Here is an 11,797-nt window from a genome sequence, read left to right as displayed (position 1 = left end):
CCGGGCCATCAGCATGCTCCGACACCGAAAACCCGCTCCCGGGGACGCTCGTCACGCCGTTCAGGCAGACGCTTCAGCAGCGTGAAAGATCGAGGGAAGCGAGACTACGCAAAACCGGAGACCTGACCCGCGAGGAACTCGACGGCTTCATCAAGTTGAAAATGGATGTCCACCGCCCCGGGCAGCCGGTCGCCACATTCGAACTGATGGGCCGGATCCCATCCGAGCCGAAGGAAGGCCCGTTCCGGTTCGACTGGTCGGACGTCCCCATGGACGAGCCCTTGGAGCCTCCGCTGCCACCGGGGAGGCCAGTACGGATAGAGAACCGGTTGTACTTCTGAACGTGGGCGACGGCCAACAGATCTACGGCACCTCACCACGGGCGCAGTGACTCAGGGCTCAGCACGGATGTGCAGATGCGCGCCGCCCGGCAGACTGGCTGTGCACCGTCGAACAAGGAGGTCACGATGCTCAACCCGACCGCGTCCCCGGAAGCGGGACCGGCGTCATGACCGGCGTCGACCTGGACGCCCACGCCCGTGGCCTGATGGATGACAACCTGTACGTGATCCTGGGCACCGCCGACGCCGACGGCACCCCGTGGACGTCGCCCGTCTACTTCGCGGCCGCCGACTACGCCGAGATCTTCTGGGTGTCCAGCCCCGACGCGCAGCACTCCCGCAACCTCGCCGTGCGTCCCCGGCTGAGCATGGTGATCTTCGACTCGACGGTGCCGGCCTACCACGGCCGCGCGGTGTACCTGTCCGGCACCGCCGCCGAGCTGACCGGCCGCGACTTGGACCGCGGTATCGAGATCTACCCCGGAGACCCCAGCCGGGGCGGGGGCGTCCTGTCGATCGAGGACGTCACCGCACCGGCGGCGTGGCGCCTGTATCGCGCGACGGTCAGCGAGGCGTTCGTGCTGTGCCCCCGCGAGCCGCGCCAGCCGTGCGCCCTGCACGGCATCGCCTCCGACCATCGCGCACCCGTGATGCCCTGGCGGCATCCGGCCTAGTGCTCGAACGGCGACAGGCGTCGTTCCCGGTGTGCTTCCCTGTGCCGGTGGATTCCGTGACCGCGTGTCGATGGAGTGACTAAGTCCGATCGCACAAGGTGCCACCGGTGCTGTCGCCGAACCGTGCTGCCCCCTCCTCATGGGGCGGTGATCTCGTGGGTGAAGGAGTAGCGGTCGAGTTCCGCCGACAGCGGGCCGTACCCGTCTGCGTCGCCGTCGGTGGGGTGGATGCGGGCGTGGGGGCGGCCGTCGCGCATGCCGACCTCCACGCGTCCGGTCAGTCCCGTCCGGGTGAGTTCGTCGGCGACGAGGCGGCCGACAGCGTCTTGAAGGAGGGCGGGTTTGTAGATCTTGCCGACGGCGGTGGTGGGCAGGGCGTCGACGATGTCCACTGTTTTGGGGGCCGCGGCTGGTTCGGGGGCGTGGGCGCGGGCCCAGGCCAGGAGGTCTTCCTCCGTTGCCTGGGAGCTTCGCGTGAGGACGAGGTAGGCGGCGGGTACCTCGCCCGAGTGCGGATCGGGGGCGCCGATGACGGCGGCGGCGGTGACGTCGGGGTGGGCGAGCAGGGACTCCTCGACCGGGCCGGGGTCGATGTTGTGCCCGCCGCGAATGATGAGGTCTTTGGCCCGGCCGGTGAGGTAGAGGTAGCCGTCGGCGTCGACGCGGCCCAGGTCGCCGGTGAGGAGCCAGCCGTCGAAGATCTTGCCGATGGGGTCGGAGGCGGGTCCGGTGGGGCCGGGGCGCAGGTAACCGGGGAAGACACTGGGGCCCTTGATGGCCAGGACGCCGGTCTGGCCGGGTTCGCAGTCGGCGATGGGGTGGTCGTCGGCATCGACGGTGACGGCCTTGACGTGCTGGTAGGGCAGGCGCAGCCCGACGGTGCCCTCGCGGGGTGCGAAGGCGGGGGTGGCCGCGGTCGCGCAGGTCGCCTCGGTCAGCCCGTATCCCTCGAGCATGGGGACGCCTGTGGCGGCCTCGAAGGTGGTGCGGACCTTCTTGGGCAGGGGGGCGGCACCGACGGCTCCGGCGCGCAGGCTGGACAGGTCGACGCCTTCGGGTACGGCGGAGAGGTTGGCGTAGACGGTGGGCACGCCGGAGAAGCTGCTGATCTTGTAGTGGGCGATGATGTGCCAGAAATCGGCCATGAGGGCCTTGTCGCGGTAACCGAGCGGGCCGAGGGAGACCACCGGCCGTCCGTGCATGAAGGGGCCGAGCCCGGTCACGTGCACGGCGTTGACGTGGAACAGCGGCAGGCCGGCGAGCACGACGGCGTCGTCGAGGTAGGCGCCGGAGCAGCCCAGGGCCCAGGCCATGTAAACCTCCATGGCGTGGGTGTGGGGGGCGATCTTGGGGATGCCGGTCGTGCCGCCGGTGTGGAAGTAGGCGGCCAGGTCGCCCGGGGAGGGACGGTGCGGGCTGTCGAGCCGGTCGCCGCTCTGGGTACGGGTGAGCGCGCCGAAGTCGGTGGCGATGTCGCCGGGGCCGGGAGGGGATCCGACGGCGGCGAGCGCCCGCAAACGGGGCAGCCGGGCTGCGATCCGCTGGGCCTTGGCCCACAGGTCCGGGGCGAGGTCTGGCCCGGGGGCCAGGAGCAGGTGGGCGCCGGTCAGCGTGAGGATCTCCACCAGGTGGTCTTCAGCGAGCATGGGGTTGACCGGGTTGGCGATGCCGACGGCTTGGGCGCCGAGCAGTGCGGCGTAGGTGGCGCCGAGGTTGGGGAGCATCAGGGCGACGACGCCGCCTTCGGGCAGGCCGAGCGACAGGTAGGCGTTGGCCGCCCGGTGCACCTCCTCCAGCAGTCGTCCGAAGGTCCAGGCGGGTGCGTCCCGCCACGCGGCGCCGTTCTCGCCCAGCAGGTGCAGGGCAGGCCGGTCGGCGCGGGTATGGGCGGTGCGGGCGAGTAGCTCGTAGGTGCTGGCGGGCAGGCCGCGGTCGGTGAGCGGCACGGTCTCGATGGCAGGGACGTCCTCGGGGAAGAGGACGAGGGGACGGTCGCCTTGGGTGTGCGGGGCGGGCGTCATGGTGTCTCCTCGAGAGGCGGAAGGGCGGTGATCAAAGAGACGGACTGGGCTGGACGGGGAAGGCGGTGCGGCTGAGGTCGGGCAGCGCGGCGCACAGCTCGCCCAGGTCGCGGCCGGTCCTGGCGACGGTGCCGTCGGGCCGGACCAGGACGGCCGCCGTCCGGCCGCGCCGCAGCCAGCCGTGCAGGTCGGTGCCCGGCTCGGCGGTCACGCAGCAGCCGCCGCGCCGGTCGATGAGGTGCTCCTGCTCCGGGGTCGGCGGCGTGGTGGCGACGATCGTGTACCGGCCTGCGGCGATGTCGTCGAGCCGCAGGGAGTCGGTGAGCGCGGCGTTGGGGCACAGGGTGCCCGCCGGCCCCCTGCGCCATAAGGGGCGTGCCACCAGGGCGGTGCGGCTGAGCGCCGGGGTGCGGCCGTCCAGGACGAAGCGGCTGAAGCCGGGGACGCGGTTCAGGTGCGGTGCGATGACGCGGCGCAGCAGCGTCCCGATCTCACCGCCGCTGGTCATGGCGATGCCCATGGCCTTGGCCATCTGGATCATGATCCGGGCGTGCGGTCTGCGTTCGGCCTCGTAGGTGTCCAGGATGCTTTCGGATAGGGCGCCGTGCAGGACGGCGGCCAGCTTCCACGACAGGTTCACCGCGTCTCGCAGGCCGGCGCCCATGCCCTGGCCGATGAACGGCGGGGTGAGGTGGGCGGCGTCGCCGAGCAGGAAGACGCGGCGGTCCCGCCACCGGTCGGCGATCTGGGCGCGGAAGGTGTACTCGGCGATTCGCACCGGCTCCAGTTCGTCGGCTGCGACGGCGCCGATCCAGGGCGCCAGCAGCGGCAGGAGCTTGTCCGGGTCCTGGTAGTCGGCGGAGGTCTCGCCGGGCAGGAGCTGGAACTCCCACCGGTAGCGGGTTGCGCCGATGCGCATGTAAGTGGCGGCCCTGCGCCGGTCGCACACCTGGTGGACTCCGTCCCACTGGCGTAGGTCGGCGTCGGTGGCAGCGTCGATGACCAGCCACCGCTGCTCGAACCTCAGGTCCCGCATCCTGGCGCCGACCCCGGTGCGGACGAAGCTGTTGGCTCCGTCGCAGCCCAGCACGTACCGGGTGCGGCATGAGGTGTGATCACCGGCGGCCAGGTCGGTGTAGGTGACGGTGACGCCGTCGGCGTCCTGGGAGATGCCGGTGACCTCCCTGTCGCCGCGCAGGGTGATCTGAGGGTAGGCCGCCAGCCGGTCGCGCAGGATGCCTTCCAGCTCGGGCTGGTCGAACATATTGGCCTGGGGGAGGCCATGCCGTCCGGCCGCCGTGCCGCGCCGGAACTCCGCGAGCACGTTCAGGCCGCCGTCCAGGAGCCGCAGCCCCATGGCCGGGCGGGACACCCGGGCGAAGCCGTCGGCCACGCCGAGCCACCCCAGGATCCGGTAGACCTCGTCGTCGAGGTGGACGGCCCGCGGCTGCGGGTAGACGGTCGGCCAGCGTTCCAGGACCAGTACCGGAATTCCGTTCTGCGCGAGGAGGATCGCCGCGGTCAGCCCGGTCGGCCCGGCGCCGATGACCACCACCGGGACCTGGTCGTGCCCACTCGGTCCGTTGTGGCCGGTCATGGCGCGTGCCTGACCACGGTGCGCTGCACACCGAGGTCGATCGCACCATCGTCGGTGGCGATGCTCGCCTCGATGACGTCGCCGTCGCGCAGATAGCGGGGGTTCTTGGCCTGCCGTTCGAAGAAGATCCGCCATTTGACGGCCGCCGGCAGGAGCGATCCGATGACTTCGACCGGCTTGGGCGGGGCGCTGAGCGCGGTGCCGACGGGCGTCCCGGTCAGCAGCAGGTCTCCCGGATCCAGCCGCTGGAATCCCGCCAGCGTCCGCAGCGCCTGTACCGGCTGGTAGATCATGTCGGCGGCGGTCGTGTCCTGGCGGACCTCGTCGTTGACGGTGAGCTTCAGCCTCAGGTCCGCGAGCCGCTTGAGCTCGCCCGCGTCCAGCAGCACCAGCCGGGGCCCGACAGGGGTGAAGGACGGGTAGGACTTGGCCTCGTAGAACTGGGTCTTGGGCAGTTGGAGGTCGCGCGCGGACACGTCGTTGGTGACCACCAGCCCGGCCACCCAGTCGGCGAGGTCGTCGACCTGGCAGCCGACGTGCAGGGTCCGCCCGGCGACCAGGCCGATCTCCACCTCGTAGTCCAGCAGCCGCACATGGGCGGGCTTGACCACGTCGTCGAACGGCCCGCTGATCGAGCCGGAGGACTTGCGGAAGAACGTCAGCGGGACCGACGCCGGGTCCATGCCGGAGTCCTTGGCGTGCGAGGCGAAATTCGTCATCTGCGCCACGACCCGGCACGGGGCCGTCACCGGTGACAGCAGCGCCAGGCTCTCCACCGGGATGGCCGGCCCGCCGGACGCCGCGGCGTCGATCGCGTCGCGGTCGGCCAGCAGCTGCCCGGTCGTGGCCGCCGAGGTGGTGATGCGCACGGCGCCGTCACCGGTCTGGACCCACCAGGCCTCCGCGGTACGCAGCACGGTGACGGTCATGACGACGCCACCTTCAGCAGGCCCCGCAGCCGGTGCAGGCCGAACTCGTTGTCCTCGCCCAGGGTGCGGGTGATCGCCCGCAGTTCGGCCAGGGACGCGCGGCCCGGTTTGATCCCCAGGAAGTCCTTGGTCGCGGGCGGACCCCATTGGGCCAGCCCCGAGGCGGTCATCGCCGCCCAGCCGGGTTCGAGGGTGCAGTCGAACATGTCCCCGTCGGTGTAGTGCTCGACCAGGAACCCGTCGGGATCGCGCCAGTAGTCGAAGATCTGGCTGCCCTGGATGTGCCGGCCGATTCCCCACGAGCGGTCGTAGCCCTGCTCCAGCAGGTATTGGCCGCCCGCCGCCAGGACGTCCAGGTCGCTGACCTCGTAGGCGGAGTGCACGTACCGGTTGGACGGCCCTAGCGTCACGGCCAGCGTGTGGTGGTCGCTGGGCGTGCTGCCCCGGTCGCAGCGGATGAACGCCATGGTCGGGCCCCGATCGCGCTGCCCGGCGTAATAGAGGAAGTCGCTGACGATCAGCCCGAGGTGTTCCAGGTACCAGTCCAGGGTCCGGCGGAACCGGGTGGTCTGGAGCACCACGTGCCCGACCCGCCGCACGGTGGCGGGCACCCGCGGCGGACGCTGGGGGGTGTTGATCCGCGGCGCGTCGTCACCGAAGTTGTGGACCAGCGGCGCCGGGGACGGCAGTGCCACCAGGTCGCGGGTATCGGACACCACCCGGACCCGCAGCCCGCTCGGGTCGGTCAGGTTGACGGCGGACCCGCCCAGGCTCTCGGGCAGCTCGGCCACCGTGGCGTCGGCCGCGTCGGCCAGGCGCGCCAGGTCGGCCTGGTCGGCGGCGCGGAACGCCGGCCCCAGGAAGCGCGACTTCTCCCCTTTGCGGATCAGGACGCACGGGGCGCCCGGTTCGGATCCGCGCAGGTGCACCTCGGTTGCGGTTTTCAACGCCACATTGAACCCGAACGCGCGGGCGAACACCTCCGCCCGGTCCAGATCGGGCTTCTGGAACTCCAGCCACGCCAGCCCGGCGACCTTCACCACCGGCGAGGCGGCCCGTCCCGGATGCTCGCCCGGCAGCGCCTCGAACTCGCTGTGCAACCCAGTGTGCGGATCACTCACTGCGGCTCTCCCCTAATTCTGATGAAAACGTCACTAACGACGTTAGCATCACTTACCGGCCAAGTGACGACTCGATCAGGAGTGAACCGACGCGTAGACTGGCCGGGTCACCAGGGGGAGGGGATGCGATGCCAGAGCGGAACGGCGGTACGGGCAACCGCACCGACAGGCGCAAGGCCCGCACCCGGGCCGCGCTCATCCGCGCCGCCCGGACGCTCATCGCCCAGGAGAACCTGAACGTCCCGATCCTGGAGATCACCCAGGCGGCCGACGTCGGGCTCGGGTCCTTCTACAACCACTTCGACAGCCGCGAGCAGCTGTTCGACGCCGCGATCGAAGAGGCCCTCGACCGCCACGGAGCCCTCCTCGACGCGGTCACCGCCGACCTGGCGGACCCGGCCGAGGTCTTCGCCCAAGCCTTCCGGCTCACCGGCCGTCTGCATCGCCTGCACCCCGAGCTCAGCAAAGTCCTGCTGAACAGTGGCCTCGGCCTGATCTCCTCGGACAAGGGGCTGGCCCCCCGGGCCCACCGCGACATCATCGCCGGAATGCGGACCGGACGCTTCAACGCGATCCGCGACCCCGACCTCGCCCTCACCATCGTCGGCGGCGCCGTCCTGGCCCTCGGCCGCCTCCTGCACGACCATCCCGAACGCGACGCAGCGCAGGCCACCGACCACATCACCGAAGACCTGCTGCGCATGTTCGGCCTGACCGCCGCCGAGGCCACCGAGATCTGCGCCCGCCCCCTCCCGGACTTGTCCCCGCTCCTTCAAGGCGAACAGGCCGCCTGACTACGTGCCGGCTCCTCGAACCGGGCCGTGGCACGATCACGGCGCCCGGTGCCGTCGACGTGAGCACGCTCGCCCCCACTCCTCACCTGGTCAGTCACCTGACGTTGAGCAGGACCTTCCCGAAATTGCGTCCCGCGCCGACGTAGGTGTGCGCGTCGGCTACCCGGTCGATCCGGTGACGCTGATCGATGATGGGGCGAATCTCTCCGCGCTCGACCAAGGGGAGGAGGTCCCGGACCGTTCCGGCAACGATGTCTCGCTTCTGGTCCGCTGGCCGGGCGCGGAGGGTGGAGCCTCGCAAGCTGAGCCGGCGGCGCATCAGGCCGGACAGGTCGATTTGCGCCTGAGAACCTCCCTGAAGGCCGATGACCAGCGCGGTTCCGTCGTTCGCCAATGCGTCCATATTGCGTTGCAGGTAGTTGGCGCCCACGCAGTCCAAGAGCACGTCGACGCCGCGCCCGCCAGTGGCCTGCCGTACTTCGGCTACGAAGTCTTGGCGTCGGTAGTCGATCGCGAGCTCCGCGCCCAGTTCGATGCAGCGGGCGGCCTTCTCCGGGGAGCCGACGGTGACCAGCGGTACGGCGCCGAAGGCCCGGATGACCTGGATGGCGGTGGTGCCGATCCCGGAGCCGCCACCGTGGACGAGTACCGTCTGCCCCGCGCGCAGGCCGGCGTCGCGGATGAGGTTCGAGTAGACCGTGCACAAGGTCTCCGGCAGCGCCCCGGCGTCCGCCAGCGGGATGCTCTTGGGCGCGGGCATGATCTGCTCTGCCGGCACCGCGACGAGTTCGGCGTATGCTCCGCCGGTCACCAGCGCCATCACCGGGTCGCCGACGCCTACGGTCGAGACCCCTGCGCTGACCTCGGCTACGATCCCAGAGCATTCGAGGCCCAGAATGGGGGAAGCGCCGGGCGGTACCGGATATCGGCCTTCCCGCTGCGCCAGATCCGCTCGATTGACCGCGGTGGCGGTGACGCGGACCAGTACCTCGCCGGCGGCCGGCCGCGGGGTCGCGGTCTCACCCCAGCTCATGGTCTCGGGGCCGCCGGTCCCGTCACAGATCACTGCTCTCACTTCATCACCTTTCCCCCACCGCGTTGCCAGCGCGCCCGCGTAGCGGCCGATCGGCGTGCGCGCCGTCGATGACGAACACCTCGTTCATGGTCGTCTCCCGTCCCGTCCGGTTCAGGTGAAGGCGTTGATGCCCGTCAGGGCACGGCCAACGGTGAGCGTGTGGACTTCGACGGTGCCTTCGTAGGTCAGCACCGATTCGAGGTTGCCGGCATGGCGGAGCGGCGAGTACTCGGTGGTGATGCCGGAACCGCCGAGGATGGTGCGGCACGTTCGTGCGATCTTGAGGGCTTCTCGCACGTTGTTGAGCTTGCCGACGCTCACCAGCACGGGCGTCAGCGTCCCGGCGTCCTTGGCGCGGCCCAGGTGCAGAGCGAGCAACTGAGCCTTGATCAGCTCGACGGTCATGTCGGCGAGCTTCTTCTGGGTGAGCTGGTAGCCGGCGATCGGCCTGGTGAACTGCACCCGGCTCAGCGCGTACTCCTGGGCGGTCTCGATACAGTCGCGGGCGGCACCGACGACTCCGTTGACGATCCCGAACCGGGCCTCGTTGAGGGCGCGGAGCGGTCCGGAGAGCCCAAGCGCACCGGGCAGGACCGCATCCGCTGGTAGCCGGACGTCGTCGAAGGACAGTCCCGAGGTGACCGAGGCCCGCATGGAGAGCTTGTTCTTGATCGCGGTGGCGGTGAACCCGCGGGTGCCCTTGGGGACCAGGAAGCCGCGGATCCCCTCGCTGGTCTGCGCCCACACCACGGCGACATCGGCGATCTCTCCGTTGGTGATCCACATTTTCGATCCGTTGAGGATCCAGTCGGTGCCGTTTCGCTTGGCGTGAGTGCGCATGCCGGCGGGGTCGCTGCCGAAGTCGGGCTCGGTGAGCCCGAAGCAGCCGATCGCGCGCCCCGCGGCCATCGCCGGGAGCCACTGCTGCTTCTGCTCCTGTGAGCCGTGTCGGTGGATGCTGTACATGGCCAGGGAGCCCTGGACGGACACGAAGCTGCGGATGCCGCTGTCGGCGGCTTCGAGCTCCATGCAGGCCAGCCCGTAGCTCGTGGCGTTGAGGCCCGGGCAGTCGTAACCGTCCAGGTGCATGCCGAGGAGGCCGAGGTTGCCGAACTCGACGGCGAGGTCACGGGGCAGGACGCCTTCGTCGAACCAGCGTCCGATGTTGGGTTTGAGGTGCTCGTCGGCGAACCGGCGCGTGGTGTCGCGGATCGCGCGTTCCTCGTCACTCAACAGAGCGTCCAGGTCGGCGAGGCTCCCGGCCGGCACAGGGCTGTGGCCGTTGGATGCGTGCAAAGTGATATCTCTTTCTGAAAATGCCACGTGGTGCCGCTGGGCGCGGGACACGTGGATGAAATCGAAGTGCAAGGGCCGACCCACGCTGGTTCCGGCATGGGTCATGGGGCTCAGGTGAGCCTGCGGTGGCCCCAGGCGCTGATGTGGTCGTACTGGGCGACCTCCCAGTCGTCATCGACCTCGACGGCGCCCCACCCGAACTCGTAGTCGAATCCGCCGGGGGTGGTGGCGTAGAAGGAGAACATGCGGTCGTTGGGGTGGCGGCCCAGGCTGCGCGGAATCCGCAGCTTCGCATCCAGCGCCCGGTCGAACGCCAAGCCGACCGCGTCCATCTCATTGGCCTGGATCATGAAGTGCAGGAGGTTCTTGGCGTAAGTGGACCGTTCCGGTCGCCGCACCAAGGCGATGCTGTGGTGGCGGCGGTTACAGTGCAGGAACACCGCCCGTGATTCGCCGTTGGGCGTCTCCTCCGACGAGCCGTCGCTGAGTTCGAACCCCAGGACGTCCAGCCAGAACGTCTGCGCCTCGGTCAGGTCGTCGACCATCAGGACCGCGTGGCCGAGTCCCTGCAGGCCGGTCAGGAAGCCGTTGGGAACGGCCGGGGAGTGGAACGGCACCCGGGACTGGACGGGGGAGGCGGCGACCTCGACCTGGACGCCGCCCGGGGCTGTGAAGCAGATCAGCTCACCGACGTGGCGCCGCTTTCGCAGCGCGGCGCCGGCGTCGGTGACCGTGATCCCGGCGTCCTCGATGCGCTCGCGCAGGTCGGCGAGAACCGCCGGTGTTCTGGCGACCAGCCCGATGACGGCGACGTCGTCGCGCTCGCCGGGCTGGACCTGGAACCGGCTGTACCACTTGTCCATGCGGTAGCACCGTGTGCCGTCGTGCAGCACCGGGCCCGGCATGAAACCGATCGTGTTCCGCATGAACCGGTCCCAATGATCGAGGTCGGTGGCGTCGATCACGAGGTATCCGAGCTGGAGGTCTTCCTTCACCGCTGCTTCCCTTGCTAGGCGGGGTGGTGGGCCAGGTTGCGGCGGATGGCGCCGCGCCGGTGGTCGTGGGTGCGACCGCGAGATGCTCGCGCTTGTCAGCCGTCGTTCTCCTCGACGTCCTGATAGCTCGTCAGGTAGCGGAAGTCCTCCCGTATCGGGGCGAAGACGTCGACGTTGAGCACGACCTCATCGCCGATGGGCTGTGCCGAGTGGGGGACGTCGGCGGGAATCCGCAGGACGCTGCCGGCTTGGAGCACGAACGTCTCGTCCCCGGCGGTCATCTCCAGCGTCCCGGTGAAGACGAAGCTGAGCTGGTCGAACGGGTGCGAGTGCGGCCCGCGGGTCCGGAAGCCCGGCTCGAACCAGTTGACGGTGACGATGCTGTCGTCGCCCCGCACACCCACCCGGGTCAGTCCTTCGCGGACGACGTCGCGCTCCATCTCGGTGAGCCGGTACATCCCCGGCCGTGGGTCGATCGTGCTCATCGGGAAGTGCCTCCGATCCGGCTGCCGTCGATGAAGACCCGCCGCATCACCCGCTCGGCGATGAGCCAGGTTCCGTCCGGCTCCTGCCGGTAGGTGTCCTGGTAGTCGTTCACGATGAAGGGCGTGGTGGGCCCGGGACCCTCGCCGTCGTGGCGGAACAGCAGCGTGGTCATCAAACCGTGGTGCACACCGTCGTCGTCGACGGTGATGCGCACGTTGGTGTGCACGTGGCGTGAGGTCCGGTCGGTGATCTCGGCGCGTTCGAGCGCCCACCGGTCGATCGCCGCGCGTCCCACGAGCGGCTCCCCAAGCCCGATCAGGGAGCCGTCCTCGGTGTAGAGGCTGCCGAGGTCGCGAGGGTCGCCGTGATCGAGCACCCAGGCGTGTCGCGTGATCAGTTCGTTCAGAGCGATCCACGTGGCGGGAGCAACGGGCGTGGCCGGTGGTTTCGGAGCGTGTTCCATGAGAC

Annotated in this window: 12 protein-coding genes; 3 read left to right on the top strand and 9 right to left on the bottom strand. The window is 69.9% G+C overall.

What is annotated here, in order from left to right:
• The coding region (locus tag ACGFIS_RS35825) for a hypothetical protein (protein WP_392973846.1) at window positions 1-341 on the top strand (341 nt) is incomplete at its 5' end.
• 167 nt (window positions 342-508) lie between these two features.
• Window positions 509-1,015 carry a pyridoxamine 5'-phosphate oxidase family protein gene (locus tag ACGFIS_RS35820; protein WP_392909948.1) on the top strand — a complete coding sequence of 169 codons (507 nt, stop codon included), beginning with the start codon at window positions 509-511 and terminating at the stop codon, window positions 1,013-1,015.
• 137 nt (window positions 1,016-1,152) lie between these two features.
• Here ACGFIS_RS35820 and ACGFIS_RS35815 read toward each other — a convergent pair whose 3' ends face one another.
• From ACGFIS_RS35815 to ACGFIS_RS35800, 4 genes are read right to left on the bottom strand one after another with little or no spacing between them, the layout of a single operon-like run.
• Window positions 1,153-3,036: an acyl-CoA synthetase gene (locus ACGFIS_RS35815; RefSeq protein ID WP_392973845.1), complete on the bottom strand. Its 1,884-nt coding sequence runs from the start codon at window positions 3,034-3,036 to the stop codon at window positions 1,153-1,155.
• Window positions 3,037-3,067: 31 nt separating this feature from the next.
• On the bottom strand, window positions 3,068-4,633 hold the full coding sequence (locus ACGFIS_RS35810) for a bifunctional 3-(3-hydroxy-phenyl)propionate/3-hydroxycinnamic acid hydroxylase (protein ID WP_392909952.1): 1,566 nt from the start codon (window positions 4,631-4,633) through the stop codon (window positions 3,068-3,070).
• Window positions 4,630-5,562, bottom strand: coding sequence for a fumarylacetoacetate hydrolase family protein (locus ACGFIS_RS35805; protein ID WP_392973844.1), 933 nt, complete (start codon window positions 5,560-5,562; stop codon window positions 4,630-4,632). The genes ACGFIS_RS35810 and ACGFIS_RS35805 overlap by 4 nt, the downstream gene beginning before the upstream one ends.
• A complete protein-coding gene (locus ACGFIS_RS35800) occupies window positions 5,559-6,683 on the bottom strand; it encodes a VOC family protein (RefSeq protein WP_392909956.1) in 1,125 nt (374 codons plus the stop codon). Before ACGFIS_RS35800 ends, ACGFIS_RS35805 begins: the two co-directional genes overlap by 4 nt.
• A gap of 128 nt (window positions 6,684-6,811) precedes the next feature.
• Between ACGFIS_RS35800 and ACGFIS_RS35795 the strand changes: the two genes are divergently transcribed.
• Window positions 6,812-7,477, top strand: a complete 666-nt coding sequence (locus ACGFIS_RS35795; RefSeq protein ID WP_392909958.1) for a TetR/AcrR family transcriptional regulator — start codon at window positions 6,812-6,814, stop codon at window positions 7,475-7,477.
• Window positions 7,478-7,571: 94 nt separating this feature from the next.
• On the opposite strand, the gene ACGFIS_RS35790 is transcribed toward ACGFIS_RS35795, so the two are convergent.
• The 5 genes from ACGFIS_RS35790 to ACGFIS_RS35770 form a co-directional block, all read right to left on the bottom strand.
• On the bottom strand, window positions 7,572-8,552 hold the full coding sequence (locus tag ACGFIS_RS35790; protein ID WP_392909960.1) for an NAD(P)H-quinone oxidoreductase: 981 nt from the start codon (window positions 8,550-8,552) through the stop codon (window positions 7,572-7,574).
• A gap of 111 nt (window positions 8,553-8,663) precedes the next feature.
• Window positions 8,664-9,788, bottom strand: coding sequence for an acyl-CoA dehydrogenase family protein (locus ACGFIS_RS35785; RefSeq protein ID WP_392910226.1), 1,125 nt, complete (start codon window positions 9,786-9,788; stop codon window positions 8,664-8,666).
• A gap of 170 nt (window positions 9,789-9,958) precedes the next feature.
• Entirely contained in the window at window positions 9,959-10,843 is an 885-nt protein-coding gene (locus ACGFIS_RS35780; RefSeq protein WP_392909962.1) for a VOC family protein, read from the bottom strand.
• Between the two features lie 95 nt (window positions 10,844-10,938).
• Complete coding sequence (locus tag ACGFIS_RS35775) at window positions 10,939-11,328, bottom strand: cupin domain-containing protein (RefSeq protein ID WP_392909965.1); 390 nt, start codon at window positions 11,326-11,328, stop codon at window positions 10,939-10,941.
• Window positions 11,325-11,792 (bottom strand): nuclear transport factor 2 family protein, encoded by a 468-nt coding sequence (locus ACGFIS_RS35770; protein WP_392909967.1) that lies wholly within the window; start codon window positions 11,790-11,792, stop codon window positions 11,325-11,327. Before ACGFIS_RS35770 ends, ACGFIS_RS35775 begins: the two co-directional genes overlap by 4 nt.
• Window positions 11,793-11,797 lie beyond the last annotated feature (5 nt).

The organism is Spirillospora sp. NPDC048824 (assembly GCF_043198455.1).
GTDB lineage: Bacteria > Actinomycetota > Actinomycetes > Streptosporangiales > Streptosporangiaceae > Spirillospora.
The sequence above is the reverse complement of the archived record's forward strand: the minus strand, read 5'-3'. Positions and strand labels throughout refer to the sequence as shown.